This window comes from Cupriavidus sp. SS-3 (assembly GCF_035818815.1).
Lineage (GTDB): Bacteria > Pseudomonadota > Gammaproteobacteria > Burkholderiales > Burkholderiaceae > Cupriavidus > Cupriavidus taiwanensis_C.
Map to the genome: position 1 here is coordinate 226992 of NZ_JAYLVT010000007.1, position 23001 is coordinate 249992.

Genomic DNA, 23001 nt, shown 5'->3' on the forward strand with positions numbered 1-23001 from the left:
AACGTGAACCTCCCACTCAACGGCATCAAGATCATCGACTTCACGCACGTCCAGGCGGGTCCCGCCTGCACCCAGCTGCTGGCATGGTTCGGCGCCGACGTGATCAAGGTGGAGCGCCCGGGTTCCGGCGACGTGACGCGCACCCAGCTGCGCGACATCCCGGATGTCGACGCGCTGTACTTCACCATGCTCAACAGCAACAAGCGTTCGCTCACGCTGGACACGAAGAAGCCGGACGGCAAGAAGATCCTGGAGCAACTGATCCGCGAGTCGGACGTGCTGGTGGAGAACTTCGGCCCGGGCGCGCTGGACCGCATGGGCTTTTCGTGGGAGCGCATCAACGAACTCAACCCGAAGATGATCGTGGCGTCGGTCAAGGGCTTCAGCGACGGCCACCACTATGAAGACCTGAAGGTCTACGAGAACGTGGCCCAATGCGCCGGCGGCGCGGCCTCGACCACCGGCTTCTGGGATGGCCCGCCCACGGTGTCCGCGGCGGCGCTGGGCGATTCCAACACCGGCATGCACCTGGCCATCGGCATCCTGACCGCGCTGATCGGCCGCGACAAGACCGGCAAGGGCCAGAAGGTGGCGGTGTCGATGCAGGATGCGGTGCTGAACCTGTGCCGCGTCAAGCTGCGCGACCAGCAGCGCCTGGACCGCCTGGGCTACCTGGAAGAGTACCCGCAATACCCGCACGGCACCTTCAGCGACGTGGTGCCGCGCGGCGGCAACGCGGGCGGCGGCGGCCAGCCGGGCTGGGTGCTGAAGTGCAAGGGCTGGGAGACCGATCCCAATGCCTACATCTACTTCACCATCCAGGGCCATGCCTGGGAGCCGATCTGCAAGGCGCTGGGCAAGCCGGAATGGATAGCCGATCCCAACTACGCCACCGCCAAGGCGCGCCAGCCGCACATCTTCGATATCTTCAACACCATCGAGGAATGGCTGGCCGACAAGACCAAGTACGAGGCGGTCGACATCCTGCGCAAGTTCGACATCCCGTGCTCGCCGGTGCTGTCGATGAAGGAGATTGCCGCCGATCCGTCGCTGCGCGCCAGCGGCAGCATCACCGAGGTGCCGCACAAGGAGCGCGGCAGCTACCTGACGGTGGGCAGCCCGATCAAGTTCTCCGACCTCAAGCCGGAGATCACGGGTTCGCCGCTGCTGGGCGAGCATAGCGAAGAGGTGCTGGCCGGCCTGGGCTACGGTGCGGAAGACATCAAGCGCCTGCGCGAGTCCCAGGTGATCTGACGCCGCCCGCCGGCACCCCGTGCCGGCGCCGACGCCGGGGCCGCGCGCACAGCGGGCTCCGGCGTTTTTGCTTGTGGCGCCGCGCTGTGGCACGCTACCTTGACGGCACCGGCGGGCTCCAGGCCGCTGCCGTTTGCAGATGACGAGAGGGAATCCCCATGACAGAGCAGATCGACTACGCGCAACTGGTGTCCGCCATCGGCGACGCCATCATCATCTCCGACGCCAAGGGCGCCATCACCCTGTGGAATCCCGCGGCCGAGCGCATGTTCGGCTTCACCGAGGCCGAGGCCATGGGGCAGTCGCTGGACCTGATCATCCCCGAGCGCCTGCGCGGGCGGCATTGGGAAGGCTACGACAAGACCATGGCGACCGGTATCACGCGCTACGGCCATGACCTGCTCAAGGTGCCGGCGGTCGACAAGGACGGCAAGACGATGTCGATCGCCTTCACCGTGGCGCTGCTCAAGGACGATGCCGGTGCCGTGACCGGCATCGTCGCGGTGATCCGCGACGAGACCGCGCGCTTCCAGGAAGAGCGGGCGCTGAAGAAGCGGCTGGTGGAGCTGGAAAGCCAGGTGAAGGAACAGGCCTGAGGCGCCTGCGGGTTGCGTGTCGCCGGACACCGTTGAGCGGCTGGCTTTGCCCTGAGTTAACCCGGCCTTCTCGGTACCAAAAGCGTTGACCTGGTACCGGGTGGCCCCTACATTGGGAGCCTGACCAGAACAACTCCAGGGAGACAACATGGCCCGTCAGGCTTCAGCGGCTTGCGTCGTCCACGGCGGCGCGACCGTCGGCCAGCTCTATACCGCGGCGCTGCGCGCGCGGCCCGGCGTACCCGCCGTGGTCGGCGACGACGTCACGCTGAGTTATGAGGCGCTGGCCCGGCACAGCGCACGCATCGCACGGCTGTTCGCCGCGCGCGGCCTGGCGCGTCAGGACGTGGTGGCCTTCCTGGTTGGCAACCGCGCCGAGGCGGTCGCAGCCATCATCGCCGCGCAGCTGGCGGGGCTGAAGGCCGTGTCGCTGCACCCGATGGCCGCGCAAGCGGACCATGCCTTCGTGCTCGAAGACGCGGCGGTGCAGGCGCTGGTGGTCGACAACGCCCGCTTTGCCGAGCGCGCGCGCGCGCTTGCCGCCAGCACGCGGGTGCAGGTGCTGCCGCTCGACGACGGCGAGTTCGGCCCCGGCCTGGTCCGCGCCGCCGCCGGCTTCGACGACGCCCCCGTGGTCCCCGGCGACGATCCGACCGAGATCAGCAAGCTGTCGTACACCGGCGGAACCACCGGACGTTCGAAGGGCATCCTGCATACGCACCGGACCTCGGTGACGATGCTGCAGTACATGCTGGCAACCTACGAATGGCCGGCGCAGGTGCGTTACCTGGTGACCACGCCGATCTCGCACGCCTCCGGCAGCCTGTTCCTGCCGACGCTGCTGCGCGGCGGCACCATCTACCTGTGCGACAAGTTCAGCCCGGCGGATTTCCTGCGCCGCGTGGCCGAGCACCGCATCAACCTGACCTTCCTGGTCCCCACGCAGATCTACGGGCTGCTCGATTGCGACGGCCTGGACGCGGCCGACCTGTCCAGCCTGGAACTGGTGCTCTACGGCGCGGCGCCGATCGCACCGGTGCGCCTGGCCGACGCGCTGCGCCGCATCGGCCCGGTGTTCGGGCAGATCTACGGCCAGGCCGAGGCGCCGATGTGCATCAGCTACCTGAGCCCGCGCGACCATGATCCGAACCATCCCGAGCGCCTGCGTTCATGCGGCAAGGTCATTCCCGGCAACCAGGTCAGGCTGCTCGACGCGCAGATGCGGGAAGTCGCGCCGGGCGAGGTGGGCGAACTGTGCGTGCGCGGCCCGCTGGTGATGGAGGGCTACCTGAACCGGCCGGAAGAAGACGCCAGAGTCTTTGCCGGCGACTGGCTCCATACCGGCGACATGGCCCGCTGCGACAGCGAAGGATTCCTGTACCTGGTTGACCGCGCCAAGGACATGATCATCAGCGGCGGCTTCAACGTGTACCCGAGCGAAGTCGAGCACTGCCTGGCGCTGCATCCGGCCATCGCCATGTCGGCGGTGATCGGCGTGCCCGATCCCAAGTGGGGCGAAGCCGTGACCGCGGTGGTGGTGGCCCGTCCCGGCACCGAGCTGACCGAGGCCGAGGTGATCGCCCACGTGACCCGGCACAAGGGCGTGGTCAATGCGCCCAAGCAGGTGGTGTTCGCCGATGCGCTGCCGCTGACGGCGCTGGGCAAGATCGACCGCAAGGCCATCCGCGGTCGTTACTGGGGCGGGCAGGAGCGGCAGGTGGCCTGAGCACGGCTACCGGCGTCCGGCCGGCACAGCAGGCCGTTCAGGATGATCTCGTAGAACTCGCTGAAGGCATCGCCCATCTTCATCCCGGTGTCCTTCAGGAACTGCTGGCTGCGCAGGCGATGCGCGGCGCCGAGGATCGCTTCGGACACCAGCCGCGGGTTGTGCGGTGCCATCAGTCCCTGCCGCATGCCGGCCTCGAGCAGGCTTTCCAGCCCCCGCACGCGCGCCAGCTGGTACGCGTCGAACACGGCCCGGCCGCTGTCGATGGCATCGAGGTCGGCCAGTGCCGCCTTGCTCAGTCCCGAGGTGTTCAGCGCAGCATGCAGGTAGGCCGACACGGCGCGCGCGGCATCGCTCTCGCGGCGCGCAGCGGCGAAGCCCCGCTCCAGGTTGGCCGCCAGCACATCGCGGCAGATGCCGACGAACAGCGCCTCCTTGGTCGGCGCGATCTCGTACAGGCGACGCCGCGAGCAGCGCATGCGCTGCGCGATCTCGCCGATGGTCAGCGACGAGACGCCTTCGCTGCACAGCAGGCGCGTCAGGTCATGGATAAAGTCTTCGTCGGTGCGTCGCGTGGCCATCAAGCGGGCGGGGTATGCGTCCGGCTGCCGCCGGCGGGTTGAAGCTGGGTTGGGAGCGGTATGTTACGACGATTCCCGCACGCGCTGCAGCATGGCGCCAGGCGCGCGGTGGCGTGGAGCTTGCACGGCTGGTGCAGCGCGTTGCCGGGTGCAACGCCAGGGCCCGCCCGGACGCGGCGGAAACGGTAAAAGCGGGAGAGCCGTGTGAAAATTACTGGCGCTGCGTGCAGCAAGACGGACACAGGCGGCGGACGCGGGCAGGACTCAAGCGCGCCTTCCTGCTTGCCGCAGCAGCATCGCGCCCAGCGGCAACGCCAGACCGAAGGCGACGTAGACCAGTGCCAGCATGCCGGGCGACAGCCGGCGCTCGAAGCCAGGGGTGAGGCGATGGGGCGTGCACTTCAGGTCGACGAAGCACGCAATGCCGGCAATCGCGAGGCCGCCGAGCACGCGCGTCGGCGCCGTGGGGGATGCGGCAGGACGCGCGCTGGCATGGACATCGCCATGTGTGCCGGCCACCGCCATCGCGCCTTCGTAGAACGCCGCCCAGAACACCGACATCGCATGATGGATGACATAGCCCAGCACGGTATGCCGCACCGACGGCCGGTTGGTGTGAATGGCCCGCTCGCCCCAGATCCAGTGGCTGACGGCGTTGACAGGCGCGAACGCGCTGCCGCAGTCGACGCTGCCGCCGCAGGCGAGCATGCCGGTCGACAACAGGCTGGCGCAAGTGCCCGAGACCGCGGCCCGGCGCAGCACGGTGGCCGCATCCAGCGCGTGCTGGTGCTCGGCGCCAGCGGCTTTATCGGCCGGCATGCCTGTGCCGCAATGCTGGATCGAGGATTCCATGTGATAGCGGGGGTGCGGCGCGTGCCTGCGCACGATGCACCCGAAGCGCCGCACAGCGGCCATGCCTGCACGGCAAGCGAATTTCGTGCCGTCGATTTCGCGCGGATGACGGCGGCGGCGGACTGGGCGCCGGTGCTGGCCGACATCGATGCGGTGGTCAACCTGGTCGGCATCTTCCGCGAGACCGCCACGCAGCGCTTTGACGTGCTGCACCGCGCGGCGCCGCAGGCGTTGTTCGATGCCTGTCTGCGGCAGCGCGTGCGGCTGGTGGTGCAAATGTCGGCGCTGGGTGCCGACGAACACGCGCTGACCGACTTCCATCGCAGCAAGCGCGCGGCCGACCAGCACCTGCTCGGCCTCGGCATCGATGCCGTGGTGCTGCAGCCGTCGCTGGTGTTCGGTGCCGACGGCACCAGTGCGCAGCTGTTCTGCGCGCTGGCGACGCTGCCCTGCCTGGCATTGCCCGGCGGCGGCAGGCAGCCGGTGCAGCCGGTCCATGTCGACGACGTGGCGCAGGCCATCGTGGCCTTGCTGGCCGGATGGGGCGGCGCAGCGCCCTGGCGCTCCGGCCGGCTGGCGCTGGTGGGGCCGGCGCCGATGCCGCTGGCCGGCTACCTGCAGGCGTTGCGGCATGGCCTGGGCTTGCGCGGCAAGGCCTGGCTGTTGCCGTTGCCGCGCGCGCTGGCCCGCGCGGTGATGCCGCTGGCCGAACGCGCCACCGGCGGCGTGCTCGGGCGCGATGCGCTGACCATGCTGGACCAGGGCAGCGTGGCCGATCCGTCCGGACTCGCGCGCGTGCTCGGGCGGTCGCCGCAGGCGGCGCATGCCTTCATCCCGCCGGGACTGCGCGGCGCATTGCGCGCGCAGGCACTGCAGCGCTGGCTGCATCCGCTGCTGCGCTGGAGCCTGGCCTTTGTGTGGATCGTCACCGCGGCGGTTTCGCTGGGCCTGTACCCGGTGGCCGACAGCTATGCGCTGCTGGCGCGCGCGGGCGTGCCGCCTGCGCTGCAGCCGCTGGCGCTCTATGGCGCGGCGCTGCTCGACCTGGCCTTCGGCGTGCTGTGCGTGCTGCCGCGGCGCCCGCGCTGGCTGTGGCTGGCGCAGATCGCGCTGATCCTGGGCTATACCGCCATCATCAGCGTGCGCCTGCCGGAATACTGGCTGCATCCGTATGGCCCGCTCATCAAGAACGTGCCGATGCTGGCCGTGCTGTGGTGGCTGCACCTGACCGAGGAGCGGGCATGGACTACGTCACGCTGAAATGGCTGCATATCATGTCGGCCACCTTCCTGTTCGGCACCGGCGTGGGCAGCGCCTTCTACCTGGTTGGCGCGACGCTGACGCGCAATGTCCGCACCGTCGCCGCGACCGCGCGCATGGTGGTGATCGCCGACTGGATCTTCACGGCCTCCACCGCCATCCTGCAGCCGCTGACTGGCTATGCACTGGTGAAGATGGCCGGGTTCTCGTGGTCGGTGCCGTGGCTGAAGTGGTCGGTGGTACTTTACGCCGTCGCCATTGCCTGCTGGCTGCCGGTGGTCTGGCTGCAGAAGCGCATGCGCGACGTGGCGCTGGACTGCACCGGGCCCCAGCTGCCGCGTGTGTACTGGCGCCTGTTCTGGTGGTGGTTCGGCCTGGGCTTTCCGGCGCTGTTCTCGTTCCTTGCCATCTTCTACCTGATGGTGGCCAAGATCAGTTGAAGAAAGAACGGCGAGGCCGCTGTCGCGCGCCTCGCCGTGAACCGATCGGGCCGCTCAGTTGAGGTGGCCGACCGCGCGCAGGTACTCGTTCTTTTTCTCGAAGATCAGCCCGCTCAGGAACGCGGCGTCGTAGGCGGCCAGCAGGTGAGGGTGGTGTTCCTCGATATAGCGGGCCACGCGTCCCTTTTCGCATTCGATGCCGCACAGCCATTCATACATGGCGGCGTCCCAGCGAAAGCGCAGCCCCAGTTCGATGAAGGCCGCGTTATACGCCGCGAGCTGGGTCTCGCGCGGGATCGGCTGGTTGTCGGCGCCGACCGTGATGGCGGCGCGGCGGCTTTCCTGCTGGGCTGGGTTCATGCTGGTCTCCTCGGATGCGCGCTGGCAGTTGGGTTGAGACAAGCATAGGGACGGCGAACAATTTACGATAATTAAAGTTTCATAGAGAAATCATAACTCATCGTTTATGGATGAGGTCAAGCGTCCTGGCGGATCAGTCCTTCCACACCGGTGATGGTCTGGATCAGGTCCGCGCCTTCCTCCATCAGAAACTGCTTGAACGCCAGCGCCACCGGCGGCAGTCGCTTGTTCTTGCGGTGCACCACGTACCAGTTGAGCATCACCGGAAAGCCTTCGATATCGAGCACGGCGAGCTTGCCGGCCTGCAGCTCCAGGCCCACGGTATGGGCCGACAGGAAGGCAATGCCCATATTGGCGATCACGGCCTGCTTGATGGTCTCGGTGCTCTTGATCTCCATGGCGATGCGCAGGTTCGACAGCCGGCCGGCAAAGCCCTCCTGCATCGAGTTCCAGGTGTCCGAGCCCTTCTCGCGCGAGACAAAGGCCTCGTCGGCCAGTTCGGCCAGCGGGATATTGCGCGCGCCCACCAGCGGGTGGCTGGGCGCGGCCACGATCACGTAAGGGTGCGGGGCAAAGGCCTCGTTGATGGTGTCCATGCCTTCGGGCGGGCGCACCATCACGGCGAGGTCGGTCAGGTTGCCGGCCAGCTGGTGCAGCAGCTCCTCGCGGTTGTGCACGGCCAGGTTCAGCGTCACGCCAGCGTGGCGGTCCATGAATTCCGCCAGCAGCCGCGGAAAGAAGTAATCGCCGGCGCTGATCACCGCGACATTGAGGCGGCCGCCGGAGATGCCCTTGAGCTGCGACATGGCGTCTTCGGCCTCGCGGAACTGCTGGATGATGCTGCGGCTGTAATGCAGCATTTCATGGCCCGCCGGCGTCAGGTAGATCTTCTTGCCGAGCTGCTCGAACAGCGGCAGCCCCACGTGGTGCTCCAGTTGCCGCACCTGGGTCGATACCGCGGGCTGGGTCAGGTGCAGTTCCTCGGCGGCGCGGGAAAAGCTCAGATGGCGGGCTACGGTCTCGAAGACCTTCAGTTGCCGCAGCGTGGCGTTCTTCATCCTGCTTTCGTCCTATAAACGATCGGCTATATAAACGATAAAAAACTTTATGCATTGCTGATCTTAGATTCAAGTAGCATCAATCGTCCGTTCGACATTTCCCGCCAGAATCCGGCACTCCGGCAGCGCAGGAGCCAGCCACCGGCCATCATCACGGCCGACAACACGATGGCTGCCCACAGCCACGCAAACCAGGAGACAACCGTGACCGGATTGAACGCAACCGTGCGTGCACCGCGGCGCCATGCCGTGCCTGAAGACAGGATTTACCTCGGCCATGCCGGCGCGGGGCAGGGGGGCAGGCCATGAATATCTCGCTCCCGCAACTGAAGGCCTTTGCCGCGGTGGCGCGGCACAAGAGCTTTACCCGCGCCGCGGTCGAACTGGGCCTGACGCAATCCGCGGTCAGCCGCAGCGTGCGCGAGCTGGAAGAAGAGATCGACCAGCGCCTGTTCGACCGCACCACGCGCCAGGTGGAGCTGACCGACGCCGGCCAGCACTTGTCCCAGCGCATCTGCCACCTGATCGACGAAGTGGAGCAGACCCTGCGCGACAGCCAGAGCGCCAGCCGCCCATGCCAGGGCCTGGTGCAGATCGCGTCGGACCCGGTGCTGAGCTCGATGTCGCTGCCGACCTGGCTGGCCGGCTGCCGGCAGGCGTGGCCGGCGATCGCCATCCACCTGAAGGACCGTTCGCAGGAATCGGTGCTGCAGAGTGTGCGCAGCGGCGAGGTCGATTTCGGCATCGCCACCGATCCGCGCGCCGGCGACGACCTGTATTGCGAACCGTTGTGCGTCGACGCCTATCACGCCGTGCTGCCCGCCAAGCATCCGCTGGCCCAGCACGACACCGTAGGCTGGGGCGACCTCTGCGATGCCAGCGTGCTCACGCTGGACCAGCAATGCGGCGTGCAGCCCGTGGTGGAAAAGGCGCTCAGCAGCTATCACGTGCGCGCGGGCTCGCTGCAGTTGCTGGGCCATTTCGCTGCGGTGTTCGGCATGGTGGCGCTGGGCCTGGGCATCGGCGTGCTGCCGTCGCGGGCGCAGGCCGGGGGCATGCATCCGGCAGCCGTGATGCGGCCGCTGCGACCCCAGGTGACGTCGACGGTGATGCTGGTGCGGCGCAAGAGCCGGTCGCTCAAGCCCAACGCTGCCGCGATCTGGGATGCCTTGCGCGGCCAGGAATACCAGGAGCCGCCTGTCCGCAGGCGCGAAGCGACGACGGTTTGAGGAGAGGCGAGAAGAGTGTTGGATTAGTGCACACGCTCTATTGATATATTACATACAGGATATTTACACATAGTGCGGCGCAGCATATAATGAAAACTCCTGATCACAACGCTACTGGAGTTTTCAAATGGAAGTCGCTCTTCTCGTCGCCCTTGGCCTGGCCCTGATTGCTGTCGGTGTGGGCGTGACCACGCTGCTGGCCACGCGCCTGCCCATGGATGTGCTGGTCACCGCGCAGGACCATGGCCGCTTCGCTGGCCTGGGCTCGGACCAGCACAGCGACGGCGTGGGCCGCGCCCGCACGTCGCGCATCGTGCCCGCCGCCGGTGAACTCGCCTATGCCTGACGCCGCCAGGCGTGCGGCGCGTTCGCGCTGAAGCGCTGAAGGCAAGGGCTGTAGCGGCCGGCATCCCTTGCGACCATCACGGCGAGTACGGCCGCCATTCTCCTTATCTCCCTTCGTTCTCTTCCCTCGGTTCGCAAGAGCGAACGCCTTGGCGCCTGCTTGCGCGCCGTCAACCATCGGCACCGTGCGTGCCCCGCGTGGATTCCCCGACATTCCATATCGATACGGACACGGCCGGACATCCATGTCTGCATCTAGGGACTTTCCCGAACCGATCGTTTTCCCGGTTTTTCGATGGCGAGATCCCCGGCATGCTTGCGGATGCCGTGCGTCGGCCGATTTATGACCCGCCGCAAGGCAACTGCTTGATTTCCAAGGACTCTTGATGCTGCCGGAACTGCCATTGATTCCGCTTGCGCACCAGTCGCGTGCGGTCCGTGACGGCTACGGCACCAGGTAACGCGGCTGCATGCTGCACAGCCGCGAAGAATACGCTTGACTTACATGATATATCACATACCGTATAGCACTGGGACGGCTAAGCTGTTCTTCGACCGAGAGTCACGCAGAGGCGTCTGAAGGCGCCCATCTTCCACCTTGGCGGTTCGCCGCTATAAGGAGACATCATGGAATTGCAGCAGAGGGAGTCCACGTCGCGCTTTGCGTCGCCGTGGGTGCAACTGGTATTTGGCGTGATCTGCATGGCGATGATCGCCAACATGCAGTATGGCTGGACCCTGTTCGTCAACCCGATCGACGACAAATACGGCTGGGGCCGTACCGCGATCCAGGTCGCATTCACCATCTTCGTTGTGACCGAAACCTGGCTGGTGCCGATCGAGGGCTACCTGGTCGACAAGTACGGCCCGCGCCCGGTGGTGGTGGGCGGCGGCCTGCTGTGCGCAGTGGCCTGGGCGCTTAACTCGGTGGCGTCCTCGCTGCCCATGCTTTATGTTGCGGCGGCCATCGGCGGCCTGGGCGCGGGCGCGGTGTATGGCACCTGCGTGGGCAATGCGCTGAAGTGGTTCCCGAATCGCCGCGGCCTGGCGGCGGGTATCACCGCGGCGGGTTTTGGCGCCGGCTCGGCGCTCACCGTGGTGCCGATCGCCAACATGATCAAGAGCTCCGGCTATGAGGCGGCATTCCTGTGGTTCGGCCTGGGCCAGGGGCTGGTGGTGTTTATCCTCGGCATGGCCCTGTACCCGCCGTCGGCCAAGATCCTGAACGAGGTCAAGACCACGCTGAAGACGGCCGCCACCTACAACGCGTCGCCGCGCGAGGTGCTGAAGTCGCCGATCTTCTGGGTCATGTACGCGATGTTCGTGATGATGGCCGCCGGCGGCCTGATGGCCACCGCGCAGCTGGGCCCGATCGCCAAGGACTTCGGCCTGCACGAGGCGCCGATCTCCATCCTCGGCCTGACGCTGCCGGCGCTGACCTTCGCGCTGACCATCGACCGCGTGCTCAATGGCCTGACGCGTCCGTTCTTCGGCTGGATCTCCGACCATATCGGCCGCGAGCGCACCATGTTCTTCGCCTTCGCGGTCGAGGCCGTCGGCATCCTGCTGCTGTCGAAGTACGGACACCATCCGGTCGCCTTCGTGATCCTGACCGGCGTGGTGTTCTTCGCCTGGGGCGAGATCTACAGCCTGTTCCCGGCCACCTGCGGCGATACCTTCGGGCCCAAGTTTGCCGCCACCAACGCCGGCCTGCTGTACACCGCCAAGGGCACGGCGGCATTGCTGGTGCCGTTCTCGAGCGTGATCACCGCCGCCACCGGCAGCTGGCACGCGGTATTCATGGTGGCCGCGGGCATGGCGGCACTGACCGCGGCGATGGCGCTGTTCGTGCTCAAGCCGATGCGCGAGGCCCATGCCCGCAAGTACGTGCATGCCAACACCGCTGCGCCGATGGGTTACCGTACCGTGCCCGAAGACCTGACCTGATGAAGAAAGCAGTACGGCGCCCACCGGCGCCGGCAGTATCCGGGCGCGTGCGGCTGCGATGCCTGCACAGCCGTCGCGCCCGGTAGAGCACAATACAACAACAACAAGGCACGACAGGAGGGCGGCCCGCCGGACGCCTTCCTGATCGCGCACCGCATCCCCACCAACAACATCCTCCAGGCACGCCATGAACCAGGTTGTCATTCCCCTCGAGGCCACGGGCCTCAGCCGGCAGCGCAAGCGCCGCCAGCCCAAGGGCCGGCAGGTCGACGCGGCCGCGCTGGCCGAAGTGCGCGTGGCGCTGGGCGACATGCCCCGCCGGCGCGACCTGCTGATCGAACACCTGCACTGCATCAACGACCGCTACGGCCAGCTGGCCATGCCGCACCTGGTGGCGCTGGCCAGCGAACTGCGGCTGTCGATGACCGAGGTCTACGAGGTCGCCACGTTCTACCACCACTTCGACGTGGTGCGCGAGGATGCCGACGGCCAGATCGCCCCGCCGCCCGCGCTGACCGTGCGGGTGTGCGAAGGCATTGCCTGCGAGCTGGCCGGTGCGCAGGCCCTGATCGACAAGCTGCCGGCGCTGCTCGGCACCGACGTGCGGGTGGTCGCCGCGCCCTGCATCGGCCGCTGCGAGAAGGCGCCGGCAGCGCTGGTCGGGCAGAACCCGGTCGATGCCGCGACAGCCGAGGCCATCGGTAACGCCGTGCAGGCCAAGGCCGTGCGCCATGCGCCCGAACCCCATATCGACTACGACACCTACCGGCGCGACGGCGGCTATGCCTTGCTGAAGGCCCTGGCCGGCGGCGCGCTCGACCCGGACGCGGTGCTGGCCACGATGGAGGATTCCGGCCTGCGCGGCCTGGGCGGCGCGGGCTTCCCGACCGGGCGCAAATGGCGCATCGTGCGCGGCGAGGCCGCGCCGCGGCTGATGGCGGTCAATATCGACGAGGGCGAGCCCGGCACCTTCAAGGACCGGGTCTACCTGGAACGCGATCCGCATCGCTTCCTCGAGGGCATGCTGATCGCGGCGCATGTGGTCGACGTGGCGGCGATCTATATCTACCTGCGCGACGAATATGCGGGCTGCCGCGCGCTGCTGTCCGCGGCCTTGCAGCAGTTGCAGCAGGACCCTCCGGTCCCTGGCCTGCCGCGCATCGAGCTGCGTCGCGGCGCGGGCGCGTATATCTGCGGCGAAGAGTCGGCCATGATCGAATCGATCGAAGGCAAGCGCGGCATGCCGCGGCTGCGTCCGCCTTATGTGGCGCAGGTGGGGCTGTTCGGGCGGCCGACGCTGGAGCACAACTTCGAAACCCTGTACTGGGTGCGCGACATCCTCGAGAAGGGCGCCGAGTGGTTTGCCTCGCAAGGGCGCAACGGGCGCAAGGGCCTGCGTTCGTTCTCGGTCTCGGGCCGGGTCAAACGACCTGGCGTGCACCTGGCGCCGGCCGGGATCACGGTGCGCGAGCTGATCGACGAATACTGCGGCGGCATGCTCGACGGCCATGCGTTCTACGGCTACCTGCCGGGCGGCGCGTCGGGCGGCATCCTGCCGGCGGCGCTGGGCAATATTCCGCTGGACTTCGATACGCTGCAGCCCTACGGCTGCTTTATCGGCTCGGCCGCGATCGTGATCCTGTCCGACCACGACAGCGCCACGCAGGCGGCGCGCAACCTGATGCACTTCTTCAAGCACGAGTCGTGCGGACAATGCACGCCGTGCCGCACCGGCACGGCCAAGACGCTCGACCTGATCCGCCAGCCGAAGTGGGACCTGGCGGCGCTGGATGACCTGTCCGCGGTGATGCGCGATGCCTCGATCTGCGGCCTGGGACAGGCCGCGCCGAACCCCGTCGACTGCGTGATCAAGTACTTCCCGCACGAACTGGCCTGATGCCGGCCCGAGCCTGAGAGACAGACATGAATGCACTGACCCGCGCCGAACGCGCGCTTGTCGAATCCGCCGAACCAGCCGTCACCTTCACCCTCAACGGCCGCGAGGTGAGCGCCCAGCCCGGCGAAACCCTGCTGAAGGTGGCGCAGCGCGAAGGCTTCGACGTGCCGCACCTGTGCTACAAGGACGGCCTCGAGCCCGCCGGCAATTGCCGCGCCTGCATGGTCGAGATCCAGGGCGAGCGCGTGCTGGCCCCGTCGTGCTGCCGCTTTCCCGCCGCAGGCATGCAGGTGCAGACCGAATCGGAGCGCGCCCGCCGCGCCCAGCGCACCGTGCTGGAGCTGCTGCAGTCGGACATGCCGGAAGCGGAATACACGCGCAACAACGAGCTTGACCAATGGGCTGCCCGGCTGGAAGTCGGCAAGCCGCGCTTCGCCCCGCGCGAACGCGTGGCGGCGGACCTGTCGCATCCGGCCATCGCGGTCAACCTGGATGCCTGCATCCAGTGCACCCGCTGCCTGCGCGCGTGCCGCGACGAACAGGTCAACGACGTGATCGGCCTGGCGCTGCGCGGCGACGAAGCCCGCATCGTGTTCGACATGGACGACCCGATGGGCGCCTCCACCTGCGTCGCCTGCGGCGAATGCGTGCAGGCCTGCCCGACCGGCGCGCTGATGCCCGCGCGCGATGCCGCGCTGGCGGTGCCCGACAAGCAGGTGGAATCGGTGTGCCCGTACTGCGGCGTCGGCTGCCAGCTGACCTACAACGTCAAGGACAACCGCATTTTGTTCGTGGAAGGGCGCGATGGCCCGGCCAACCACCAGCGCCTGTGCGTGAAGGGCCGCTACGGCTTCGACTACGTCCAGCATCCGCAGCGGCTGACGGTGCCGCTGGTGCGCCGCGACGGCGTGCCGAAGCAGGGCGATTTCGTCATGGACCCCGACCACGTCATGGACGTGTTCCGCGAAGCCAGCTGGGAAGAAGCGCTGGCGCTGGCCGGCGGCAAGCTCGCGCAGATCCGCGATACCCATGGCAAGCGCGCGCTGGCCGGGTTTGGCTCGGCCAAGGGCAGCAATGAAGAGGCCTACCTGTTCCAGAAGCTTGTGCGCACCGGCTTCGGCAGCAACAACGTCGACCACTGCACGCGGTTGTGCCATGCCTCGTCGGTGGCGGCGCTGCTGGAAGGGATCGGCTCGGGCGCGGTGTCCAATCCGGTGATGGATGTCGACAAGGCCGAGGTGGTGATCGTGATCGGCGCCAACCCGACCGTGAACCATCCGGTGGCCGCCAGCTGGATCAAGAACGCCGTGAAGAACGGCACCAAGCTGATCGTGGCCGATCCGCGCCGCTCGGACCTGGCGCGTTTCGCCTGGCGCTTCCTGCAGTTCAAGCCCGATGCCGACGTGGCGCTGCTCAACGCGATGATGCATGTCATCGTCAACGAAGGGCTGGTCGACCAGGACTTCATCGACAGCCGCACCATCGGCTTCGACGAACTGCAGCGCAACGTCGCCGCGTACAGCCCCGAGCTGATGGCGCCGATCTGCGGCATCGACGCCGAAACCATCCGCGAGGTCGCGCGCGTCTATGCCACCGCGAAGAGTTCGATGATCCTGTGGGGCATGGGTGTGTCGCAGCACGTGCATGGCACCGACAACGCGCGCTGCCTGATCGCGCTGGCGCTGATGACCGGCCAGATCGGCCGCCCCGGCACCGGCCTGCATCCGCTGCGCGGCCAGAACAACGTGCAGGGCGCTTCCGACGCGGGGCTGATCCCGATGATGTACCCGGACTACCGGCGCGTCGACGACCCGCTGGCGATCGCCAGCTTCGAAGCGCTGTGGGGCATGCCGCTGGACCGCCAGCCAGGCCTGACCGTGGTCGAGGTGATGCAGGCGATCGAGCGCGGCGAAGTGCGCGGCATGTACATCATGGGCGAGAACCCGGCGATGTCCGACCCTGACGCCGAGCATGCGCGCGAGGCGCTGGCATCGCTGGACCACCTGGTGGTGCAGGACATCTTCCTGACCGAGACCGCGTACCTGGCCGACGTGGTGCTGCCGGCCTCGGCCTTCCCCGAAAAGACCGGCACCTTCACCAACACCGACCGCACCGTGCAGCTCGGACGGCAGGCGCTGAATCCGCCGGGGCAGGCGCGCCAGGACCTGTGGATCGTCCAGCAGATGGCGGCACAGCTGGGGCTGGACTGGCGCTACGACAGCGTCGAGGACGTGTTCAACGAGATGCGGCAGGCGATGCCGAGCATCGGCGGCGTGACCTGGGAGCGGCTGGAGCGCGAACACGCGGTGACGTATCCGTGCAAGGAAGAGGGCGATCCGGGCGAGCCGGTGATCTTCGTCGACAGCTTCCCGACCGCCACGGGGCGGGGGCGCTTCGTGCCGGCCGATATCATCCCGGCGGCCGAGCGGCCCGACGCCGACTATCCGATGGTGCTGATCACCGGACGCCAGCTCGAGCACTGGCATACCGGCAGCATGACGCGCCGCGCCGGCGTGCTGGACGCGATCGAGCCCGATCCGGTGGCGCTGGTGCATCCGCTCGACCTGGATGCGCTCGGGGGCACGCCGGGCGGCGTGGTCACGCTGTCGTCGCGGCGCGGAGAGGTCACGCTCTATGCGCGCGCCGATGCCGGCACGCCGCGCGGCGCCGTGTTCGTGCCGTTCTGCTACTACGAGGCGGCGATCAACAAGCTGACCAACGCGGCGCTGGACCCGTTCGGCAAGATTCCCGAGTTCAAGTACTGCGCAATCAGGATGACGGCGGGCGGACCTGTGCCGGTGCAGTCCAGCTATGGCGGCGGGCAGATCCTGGAGCCCGCTTCGGCCTAGCCCGGCCTAGTCACAAGGAGCGGTGGTGTTTCGCATCGCCGGCGGAACACCACCCCAGCTTCAATAGTTCATGGTCACGTTGAGCATGGCGACGCGCGGATTGCCCACCGGCAGCACGTTGTTGTTCAGGCCACCCGCGTAGTACATCTTGTCGAACACGTTCTTGACGTTGAATGCCGCGCGCCAGTGCGAGGCCACGTAGCCGACGGCAAGATCGGCGACGGCGTAGCCCGGCACGGTGTAGTTGAAGCTGTAGCCGCGCTTGGCGCTCTCGCCCCGCACGCCGGCGCCGACGTACCAGCCGGCCAGCGCACCACGCAGGCGATACTGGCTCCAGACCGAGAAGCTGTGCCGCGGCACGCTGTTCAGCGGCTTGCCGACGTTTGTGGCGGTGGTGTCCTCGGTGACTTCGCTGGCGATGTAGGCGTAGGCCGCCGATACGCTGAGGCCATTGCCGAGATCCTGCGTCAGTTCCACTTCCAGCCCGCGCGAGCGCTGCTCGCCCACGGCCATGCTGAAACCCGTGTTGACCGGATCGCTGCTGAGCACATTGGTGCGCGTCAGGTCGAACGCCGCCAGCGTCAGCAGGCCGGACTTGTCCGGCATGTCGAACTTGACGCCGACCTCGTACTGGCGACCCTTCTCGGGCCTGAAGGTGGCGCCGCTGACATCGGTGCCGGCGTTGGGCAGGAACGACGTGGCGAAGCTCGCGTACGGTCGGGCCCAGTGCGTCAGGTCGTACATCACGCCGGCGCTGCCGGTGACGGCGTTGTTGTCATTGTCGGTACGCGACGAGGCGAGCCGGTCGGTTGTGCCCGTCCGCGCGGATTCGTAGCGCACGCCGCCGGTGACGGTCCAGCGCTGCCCGATGCGGACCTGGTCGCGCAGGTAAAGGCCCAGCGCATCCAGCGTATCGGTCGCATCCACGCTATAGGCGGACGGGCAGTTGATGCTGGCGCCATAGACCGGGCTGTAAACGTTCAGCGCGGCCACGCGGCACGTCTTCTGCAGGCGGTCTTCCTTGGTATGCCGGTAGTCGATGCCGAAGGTCACGTTGTGGGCATGGCCCGTGAACGCAAAAGTCCGCTGCACGTTGGTGTCGACGCCGAACGAATTGCCCGAAAAGTTCTGCTGCGTGCCGCTGCGGTTCATCGACTGGCTGTTGAGCGCCATGGTGCCGGCCGATACCAGCGTACCGGTCAGCGACGAGGTCTGGTAGCGCAGGTTCTGGTTCAGGGTCCAGCCCGAGTCGAACCGGTGCGTCAGCGCGTAGCCGATGCGGTTCTGCTCGCCGTCATAGGAAGGGGCATCCGGTTCGCCGATAAAGCGGTTGGCCGGCACCACGCCATTGCGGTTCGGCACCAGCGTGCCATTCACGGGCAGGCCCTGCTGGCGCACGTAGTTGCGCTGGTTGTGGCTGGCCAGGATGGTGAAGTCCGTGCGCGCGCCCAGGTCGAGCGTCAGCGACGGCGCGATCCAGCGGTTGCGATACCAGACGAAGTCGGTCGGATCGTCGCTGTTCATCATCAGCCCGTTCAGGCGGAACGCCGCCTTGCTGTCCTTGGCCAGCGGCGTGCCCACATCGACCGTCATCTGCCGGAAGCCATAGTTGCCGACGGTCAGGCCCAGTTCGCCGAACAGTTCCGCGCGCGGGCGCTTGCTGACCATGTTGACCAGGCCGCCGGGCTGCACCGCGCCGAACAGTATCGAGGCCGGTCCCTTGAGCACTTCCACGCGCTCCACGCCGAACAGCTCCTGCGCCACGCGGTTGTTGCTGTCGACCAGCAGCCCGTCGGCAAAGATCGATTCCGAGGCACGCTGGCCGCGGATGATGAAGTCGTCCCAGCCGCGCCGGCCATAGACGTTGGTAACCACGCCGGCCGAATTCTGCAGCGCGTCGCTGAGGTTCTGCGCCTGCTGGCTGTCGAGCAGGTCGCGCGTGATCACGGTGATCGATTGCGCGGCGTCGGCCGCCGCTTCGCCGGATTTGGTCACGCCAGCCGCCCGGCGCGTGGCGAAACCGATGTCGGTCTGCCCGTCAGCGGCGGCGCTGACCGTCACGGACGGCAGCGTGGCCGGTTCTTCGGCGGCGTGGGAGACAACGGCAGGCAGCAGCAGCGAACTGGCGGCGGCAGGTATGGCAAGACGGCGGAAAAGCATGACGGCCCGGGATAAAAGCAAAAGGCCGAATAATAAATGAGAATAATTCTTGTTTCTAGGGGTTTTGTCTGGGCGTTCGCAGTTGCTTTGTCAACGTGCAGAACACGGCGACATGGCGAAATGGCGGCGTGAACCGGTCACATGGTGTCGTCGCGATCCTCGATCACCGAGATATCCCAGCACGACATAAACAGCGCGGCAATCAGCGGACCTATCACAAAGCCGTTGATGCCAAACACCGACATGCCGCCGAGGGTCGAGATCAGCACGAGCCAGTCCGGCAACTTGGTGTCCTTGCCGACCAGGACAGGGCGCAGCAGGTTGTCCACCGCGCCGATGACGAGGGTACCGATGGCAATGAGCGCGACGCCTTTCCAGACTGGGCCGGCCAGCAGGAAATAAATTGCGGCGGGGCCCCAGACCAGCGCGGCGCCAACGGCCGGCAGCAGCGACAGAAACGCCATCAGCGTGCCCCACAGCAGCGCGCCGTTGATGCCCAGCAGCAGGAAAGCCAGGCCGCCCAGAATGCCCTGCACCGCCGCCACCACCACGTTGCCCTTGACCGTGGCGCGGACCACGGTGGTGAACCGGCCGACCAGCCGGCGGGTGTGCGCGTCGCTCAGCGGCATCGCTTCGCGGAAGCGATGGGAAATCACCGCACCGTCACGCAGCAGGAAAAACACGAGGTACAGCATGACACCGAGGCCAACCGCGAACTGCAGCGTGTTCTGGCCAATGGCGACAGCCTGGGCCGCCATGAACTGGCTGATGCGGGCGGCCCCTTCGGTCAGTTTTGCCTGCAGGCCCGCGACGTCGGCCAACCCGATTTCGTTCAGCCAGTTCTCGATGGAAGCCGGCAGGGCTTGTACGGCGGTCTGGAAGTACTGCCCGAAATCCCATTTGCCGGTCTTGATTTGCTGGTAGGCAAAAGCCACTTCCTGTGCGAGCGTGGCAATCATCAGGAATACCGGGACAATGGCCATCAGCACGCAGACCAGCAGCGTGGTCAATGCCGCGAGATTTTCCCGGTTGCCGAATCGCACCGTCAGCTTGCGGTGCATGGGATGGAACAGGATGGCAAGTATGGTGCCCCACAGGATCGCGCTGTAGAAGGGCAGCAGTATCCAGATGAACGCAATGGTGACGGCGATCAGAAGGATGTAAAAACCTCTCAAATTGCGCATCGGGTTGTCCGCGATTAGAGTCGTCCAGGCACGTTGCCGATGGTGCCCTGCACGATGGTACCCTGCACGAGGTTTCCCTTCCATTACCCGTCGGCGTCACCGGAAGCGTTGCCGAAGCAGTTGCGCTCCATGATCTGGTGGTCTTTTCCATGGATCAGCAACTCGACCTTTGCGCGCCTGGCTTTTTCCATGCCGGTGGCGATCGCATGGTCCATCGACGTGAATCGCTGCTGGTTGCCGGCGCGTCCTTCCGCTTCGACGGCCCAGCCGTTATGGGTCGGCACGACATGGATATTCTTGCCTGGCATGGCGCTCTCCGGAAGTTGGCAGTATGAGTGTCAGCGCTGTGCCGTGGCCGAGGTATCGGGCGCCGTCTGACAAGGCCGTCGGATATCCGGAAAGCGCGCACCAGCCAGCAGCAACAACGCCCGCCAGGCGCCATGGCGGGCGTTCTTGATGACATGGACAGAGTGCCAGGGCGGTTCAACTCATCTTGTCGATAATCTCCTGCATCTCGTCGACGTTGAAGGCCCGCAGCGTCTGCGTGCGCACGTTGCCGAGCGCGCCCACCGCCAGGCCGAAGGCGGTCATGCTGGCGTCATCCTGGGCTTCGACGGTCAGCACGATGTCGTATTTGCCCAGGGTCCAGTAGATGTCTTTCATCTGCACCCCGAAGCGCGCGCCCATCTCGCGCACCGCGGCGGCGCGCTTGGTGGTGTCCTTGACGGCGCGGATGCCCTGGTCGGTGAAGCTGGCTAGCACGATATAGCGGGTCATGGCGGGATCTCCGGTAAGGATCGATCGAACGCCGTCCCGGCTGCGCGCACGCGACCGATCGCAGCAAGCCGGGGCAGTGGTTCAGGGAGTCCCGGCGCAGCGCCGGGGGCCTGAGCAACCCCACACCGACGCATATTGCGCGCCAGCCGACGTGGTGGGCCGCGTCGCGGGAAATGCCGCGGTGCCCGACGGCTCGGGATGGGCTGCTGTGTATCAGTCCTGATACAGCGATCCGCCTTAGTCCTGTGCCGGCCCGCCGTCGCCACCCTCCGGCGCGTCCAGTGCGCGCATGTTGTCCAGCAACTTCAGCAGGTAATGCAGCGTGTGCGTCAGGTCGTTGGTGGAGAAGCCGTCCAGCGCCTGCTCGTAGTACTGCCGGATCTTCGGCTGCGCCTGGTGGAGCCACACCTCGCGGCCCGGCTCGCTCATCCGCACCAGCCGCGAGCGGCGGTCGCGCCCGTCAGGCGCCAGCGTGACGTGGCCGTCCCGTTCCATCCGGCTGACCAGCCCGGACAGGTTCTGGCGGCTCACCATCAGGTAACGGGCCAGGTCGCCGACGCTCATGCCATCGGCGGCTTCCGGCCGCGACAGCGCGCCCAGCACGGCCCACTGCTGTGTCGTCAAGCCTTCCGCTTCGACGGCGCGCGAGCCGGTTTTATGCAACATGTTTGCGCATTGGTACAGGCGAAAGAACAGCCGGTTGGCCAGTTCCATGCGCGCGTTAGTCGGGAGTTCGCCTCCCTGGTCGGGGTTAACCATAGTGATTTCCAAAGGATAGCGGCCTTGCACGCGGTCTCGGTCGCGCCTAGTATACGTCAATATATTTACGTAAATAAAGGCGCATGTGGCGGCGACACCGCCGGCACGATAGCACCGGAACCCTGAAAGGAGAACGGCTGTGCAAGGACTCGAAGGCAAGACGGTCATCGTGACCGGCGGTGGTGGCGGTATCGGCGGCGCAACCTGTTTGCGCTTTGCACGTGCGGGCGCGGCGGTGGGGGTGCTCGACCTGAACCCGGACGCGGGCGAACGCGTGGCGGCGCAGATCCGCGATGCCGGCGGCCGCTCGCTGGCGGTGCGCTGTGACATCACCGATCGCGCCAGCGTCGATGCGGCGGTGGCGGCGGTGGAGCAGGAGTTGGGACCCATCGACGTGCTGGTCAACAACGCCGGCTGGGATGTGTTCCGTCCGTTCGTCAAGACCGAGCCGGCGCAGTGGGAGCGGCTGATCGCCATCAACCTGACCGGCGCGCTGCATATGCACCACGCGGTGCTGCCCGGCATGGTGGCGCGCAAGCGCGGGCGCATCGTCAATATCGCCTCCGATGCCGCGCGCGTGGGTTCGTCCGGCGAGGCGGTGTACGCCGCGTGCAAGGGCGGACTGGTGTCGTTCTCCAAGACCATCGCGCGCGAGCATGCGCGCCACGGCATCACCGTGAACGTGGTGTGCCCGGGGCCGACCGAGACCGCGTTGTTCGAGGACTACAAGCAGGGCGCGGGCAACCCCGAGAAGCTGGTGGAAGCCTTCACCCGCTCGATCCCGCTGGGCCGCATCGGGCAGCCCGACGACCTGCCCGGCGCGGTGCTGTTCTTTGCCGGCGACGATGCGGCCTTCATCACCGGGCAAGTGCTGAGCGTGTCGGGCGGCCTGACCATGAACGGCTGAGCGCAAACCATCCCAACCAGACAACGGAGACCACCATGCAATACGAAGACATCCGCTATGAAGTGCGCAACGGCGCGGCCTGGATCGTCATCAACCGCCCGGAAAAGATGAACGCCTTCCGCGGCCGCACCTGCGACGAATTGATCCACGCCATCAACCGCGCCGGTTATGACCGCGAGATCGGCGCCATCGTGCTGGCCGGCGCCGGCGACAAGGCGTTCTGCACCGGCGGCGACCAGTCCGCGCACGAGGGCCAGTACGACGGCCGCGGCACCATCGGCCTGCCGATGGAAGAACTGCACAACGCCATCCGCGACGTGCCCAAGCCGGTGATCGCGCGCGTGCAGGGCTATGCCATCGGCGGCGGCAACGTGCTGTGCACGATCTGCGATTTCACCATTGCCTCGGACAAGGCCGTGTTCGGGCAGGTCGGGCCGAAGGTTGGCTCGGTCGACCCCGGCTACGGCACCGCCTTCCTGGCGCGCGTGGTGGGCGAAAAGAAGGCGCGCGAGATCTGGTACCTGTGCCGCCGCTATCCCGCCGCCGAAGCGCTGGCGATGGGCCTGGTCAACGCCGTGGTGCCGCACGAGCAGCTCGACGCCGAAGTGCAGAAGTGGTGCGACGAGATCCTGGAAAAAAGCCCGACCGCGATCGCCATCGCCAAGCGCTCGTTCAACATGGACACCGCGCACCAGGGCGGCATCGCCGGCATGGGCATGTACGCGCTCAAGCTCTATTACGACACCGAGGAATCGCGCGAGGGCGTGCGCGCCTTCCAGGAAAAGCGCAAGCCGGATTTCCGCAAGTACGCGAAGTAAGC

21 protein-coding genes are annotated in these 23001 nt (G+C 66.8%); 12 read left to right on the forward strand and 9 right to left on the reverse strand.

What is annotated here, in order from left to right; translation table 11 throughout:
- Window positions 1-3: 3 nt before the first annotated feature.
- The 3 genes from frc (at window position 4) to U9J39_RS13645 (ending at window position 3576) form a co-directional block, all read left to right on the forward strand.
- Window positions 4-1254, forward strand: a complete 1251-nt coding sequence (gene frc / locus U9J39_RS13635; protein ID WP_115713024.1) for a formyl-CoA transferase — start codon at window positions 4-6, stop codon at window positions 1252-1254.
- 158 nt (window positions 1255-1412) lie between these two features.
- On the forward strand, window positions 1413-1850 hold the full coding sequence (locus tag U9J39_RS13640; protein WP_116314582.1) for a PAS domain-containing protein: 438 nt from the start codon (window positions 1413-1415) through the stop codon (window positions 1848-1850).
- 148 nt (window positions 1851-1998) lie between these two features.
- Complete coding sequence (locus tag U9J39_RS13645; RefSeq protein ID WP_326347293.1) at window positions 1999-3576, forward strand: AMP-binding protein; 1578 nt, start codon at window positions 1999-2001, stop codon at window positions 3574-3576.
- Here the strand turns inward: U9J39_RS13645 and U9J39_RS13650 are convergent.
- Together U9J39_RS13650 and U9J39_RS13655 are read right to left on the reverse strand one after the other, a co-directional pair.
- A complete protein-coding gene (locus tag U9J39_RS13650) occupies window positions 3543-4157 on the reverse strand; it encodes a TetR/AcrR family transcriptional regulator (RefSeq protein WP_115713027.1) in 615 nt (204 codons plus the stop codon). The genes U9J39_RS13645 and U9J39_RS13650 overlap by 34 nt on opposite strands.
- Before the next feature lie 264 nt (window positions 4158-4421).
- Complete coding sequence (locus U9J39_RS13655; protein ID WP_326347294.1) at window positions 4422-5009, reverse strand: hypothetical protein; 588 nt, start codon at window positions 5007-5009, stop codon at window positions 4422-4424.
- Here U9J39_RS13655 and U9J39_RS13660 point away from each other — a divergent pair.
- Window positions 4989-6269 carry an SDR family oxidoreductase gene (locus U9J39_RS13660; RefSeq protein ID WP_326347295.1) on the forward strand — a complete coding sequence of 427 codons (1281 nt, stop codon included), beginning with the start codon at window positions 4989-4991 and terminating at the stop codon, window positions 6267-6269. The two genes, U9J39_RS13655 and U9J39_RS13660, sit on opposite strands and share 21 nt — an antisense overlap.
- Window positions 6251-6709 carry a DUF2269 family protein gene (locus tag U9J39_RS13665; RefSeq protein WP_115682696.1) on the forward strand — a complete coding sequence of 153 codons (459 nt, stop codon included), beginning with the start codon at window positions 6251-6253 and terminating at the stop codon, window positions 6707-6709. Before U9J39_RS13660 ends, U9J39_RS13665 begins: the two co-directional genes overlap by 19 nt.
- A 54-nt stretch (window positions 6710-6763) precedes the next feature.
- Here the strand turns inward: U9J39_RS13665 and U9J39_RS13670 are convergent, their stop codons facing one another.
- A complete protein-coding gene (locus U9J39_RS13670; RefSeq protein WP_326347296.1) occupies window positions 6764-7069 on the reverse strand; it encodes a LysR family transcriptional regulator in 306 nt (101 codons plus the stop codon).
- Window positions 7070-7185: 116 nt separating this feature from the next.
- Complete coding sequence (locus U9J39_RS13675) at window positions 7186-8127, reverse strand: LysR family transcriptional regulator (RefSeq protein ID WP_115713030.1); 942 nt, start codon at window positions 8125-8127, stop codon at window positions 7186-7188.
- Between the two features lie 305 nt (window positions 8128-8432).
- Between U9J39_RS13675 and U9J39_RS13680 the strand changes: the two genes are divergently transcribed.
- The 5 genes from U9J39_RS13680 to fdhF all read left to right on the forward strand — a co-directional run bounded on the left by U9J39_RS13680 (window position 8433) and on the right by fdhF (window position 16394).
- On the forward strand, window positions 8433-9356 hold the full coding sequence (locus U9J39_RS13680; protein ID WP_115713031.1) for a LysR family transcriptional regulator: 924 nt from the start codon (window positions 8433-8435) through the stop codon (window positions 9354-9356).
- A 127-nt stretch (window positions 9357-9483) separates the two neighbouring features.
- Window positions 9484-9702 (forward strand): hypothetical protein, encoded by a 219-nt coding sequence (locus tag U9J39_RS13685; RefSeq protein WP_115713032.1) that lies wholly within the window; start codon window positions 9484-9486, stop codon window positions 9700-9702.
- A 626-nt stretch (window positions 9703-10328) separates the two neighbouring features.
- Entirely contained in the window at window positions 10329-11648 is a 1320-nt protein-coding gene (gene oxlT, locus U9J39_RS13690) for an oxalate/formate MFS antiporter (RefSeq protein ID WP_326347297.1), read from the forward strand.
- 187 nt (window positions 11649-11835) lie between these two features.
- Complete coding sequence (locus U9J39_RS13695) at window positions 11836-13545, forward strand: NADH-ubiquinone oxidoreductase-F iron-sulfur binding region domain-containing protein (RefSeq protein ID WP_115713033.1); 1710 nt, start codon at window positions 11836-11838, stop codon at window positions 13543-13545.
- 26 nt (window positions 13546-13571) lie between these two features.
- Window positions 13572-16394 carry a formate dehydrogenase subunit alpha gene (gene fdhF / locus U9J39_RS13700; RefSeq protein ID WP_326347298.1) on the forward strand — a complete coding sequence of 941 codons (2823 nt, stop codon included), beginning with the start codon at window positions 13572-13574 and terminating at the stop codon, window positions 16392-16394.
- 60 nt (window positions 16395-16454) lie between these two features.
- Here the strand turns inward: fdhF and U9J39_RS13705 are convergent, their stop codons facing one another.
- The 5 genes from U9J39_RS13705 to U9J39_RS13725 form a co-directional block, all read right to left on the reverse strand.
- Complete coding sequence (locus tag U9J39_RS13705; RefSeq protein WP_326347299.1) at window positions 16455-18554, reverse strand: TonB-dependent siderophore receptor; 2100 nt, start codon at window positions 18552-18554, stop codon at window positions 16455-16457.
- Between the two features lie 137 nt (window positions 18555-18691).
- Window positions 18692-19738 (reverse strand): AI-2E family transporter, encoded by a 1047-nt coding sequence (locus U9J39_RS13710; protein WP_115682688.1) that lies wholly within the window; start codon window positions 19736-19738, stop codon window positions 18692-18694.
- 83 nt (window positions 19739-19821) lie between these two features.
- A complete protein-coding gene (locus U9J39_RS13715; RefSeq protein WP_115713036.1) occupies window positions 19822-20046 on the reverse strand; it encodes a DUF2188 domain-containing protein in 225 nt (74 codons plus the stop codon).
- Window positions 20047-20221: 175 nt separating this feature from the next.
- Window positions 20222-20515 (reverse strand): GYD domain-containing protein, encoded by a 294-nt coding sequence (locus U9J39_RS13720; RefSeq protein WP_116314571.1) that lies wholly within the window; start codon window positions 20513-20515, stop codon window positions 20222-20224.
- A gap of 237 nt (window positions 20516-20752) precedes the next feature.
- Window positions 20753-21274 carry a MarR family winged helix-turn-helix transcriptional regulator gene (locus U9J39_RS13725; protein WP_115713042.1) on the reverse strand — a complete coding sequence of 174 codons (522 nt, stop codon included), beginning with the start codon at window positions 21272-21274 and terminating at the stop codon, window positions 20753-20755.
- A 139-nt stretch (window positions 21275-21413) separates the two neighbouring features.
- On the opposite strand from U9J39_RS13725, the gene badH reads away from it, so the two are divergent.
- Both badH and badI read left to right on the forward strand, forming a co-directional pair.
- Window positions 21414-22181 (forward strand): 2-hydroxycyclohexanecarboxyl-CoA dehydrogenase, encoded by a 768-nt coding sequence (gene badH / locus U9J39_RS13730; protein WP_326347300.1) that lies wholly within the window; start codon window positions 21414-21416, stop codon window positions 22179-22181.
- Between the two features lie 35 nt (window positions 22182-22216).
- Complete coding sequence (badI, locus tag U9J39_RS13735) at window positions 22217-22999, forward strand: 2-ketocyclohexanecarboxyl-CoA hydrolase (protein WP_115682683.1); 783 nt, start codon at window positions 22217-22219, stop codon at window positions 22997-22999.
- Window positions 23000-23001 lie beyond the last annotated feature (2 nt).

Coding starts and splice junctions, on each gene's coding strand:
- U9J39_RS13640 (WP_116314582.1), top strand. CDS start 1,413: ATGACAGAGCAGATCGACTACGCGCAACTGGTGTCCGCCATCGGCGAC.
- U9J39_RS13720 (WP_116314571.1), bottom strand. CDS start 20,515: ATGACCCGCTATATCGTGCTAGCCAGCTTCACCGACCAGGGCATCCGC.
- U9J39_RS13685 (WP_115713032.1), top strand. CDS start 9,484: ATGGAAGTCGCTCTTCTCGTCGCCCTTGGCCTGGCCCTGATTGCTGTC.
- U9J39_RS13715 (WP_115713036.1), bottom strand. CDS start 20,046: ATGCCAGGCAAGAATATCCATGTCGTGCCGACCCATAACGGCTGGGCC.
- U9J39_RS13695 (WP_115713033.1), top strand. CDS start 11,836: ATGAACCAGGTTGTCATTCCCCTCGAGGCCACGGGCCTCAGCCGGCAG.
- U9J39_RS13680 (WP_115713031.1), top strand. CDS start 8,433: ATGAATATCTCGCTCCCGCAACTGAAGGCCTTTGCCGCGGTGGCGCGG.
- U9J39_RS13710 (WP_115682688.1), bottom strand. CDS start 19,738: ATGCGCAATTTGAGAGGTTTTTACATCCTTCTGATCGCCGTCACCATT.
- oxlT (WP_326347297.1), top strand. CDS start 10,329: ATGGAATTGCAGCAGAGGGAGTCCACGTCGCGCTTTGCGTCGCCGTGG.
- U9J39_RS13655 (WP_326347294.1), bottom strand. CDS start 5,009: ATGGAATCCTCGATCCAGCATTGCGGCACAGGCATGCCGGCCGATAAA.
- U9J39_RS13725 (WP_115713042.1), bottom strand. CDS start 21,274: ATGGTTAACCCCGACCAGGGAGGCGAACTCCCGACTAACGCGCGCATG.
- badI (WP_115682683.1), top strand. CDS start 22,217: ATGCAATACGAAGACATCCGCTATGAAGTGCGCAACGGCGCGGCCTGG.
- U9J39_RS13665 (WP_115682696.1), top strand. CDS start 6,251: ATGGACTACGTCACGCTGAAATGGCTGCATATCATGTCGGCCACCTTC.
- fdhF (WP_326347298.1), top strand. CDS start 13,572: ATGAATGCACTGACCCGCGCCGAACGCGCGCTTGTCGAATCCGCCGAA.
- U9J39_RS13705 (WP_326347299.1), bottom strand. CDS start 18,554: ATGCTTTTCCGCCGTCTTGCCATACCTGCCGCCGCCAGTTCGCTGCTG.
- U9J39_RS13645 (WP_326347293.1), top strand. CDS start 1,999: ATGGCCCGTCAGGCTTCAGCGGCTTGCGTCGTCCACGGCGGCGCGACC.
- U9J39_RS13660 (WP_326347295.1), top strand. CDS start 4,989: ATGCTGGATCGAGGATTCCATGTGATAGCGGGGGTGCGGCGCGTGCCT.
- U9J39_RS13675 (WP_115713030.1), bottom strand. CDS start 8,127: ATGAAGAACGCCACGCTGCGGCAACTGAAGGTCTTCGAGACCGTAGCC.
- U9J39_RS13670 (WP_326347296.1), bottom strand. CDS start 7,069: ATGAACCCAGCCCAGCAGGAAAGCCGCCGCGCCGCCATCACGGTCGGC.
- U9J39_RS13650 (WP_115713027.1), bottom strand. CDS start 4,157: ATGGCCACGCGACGCACCGACGAAGACTTTATCCATGACCTGACGCGC.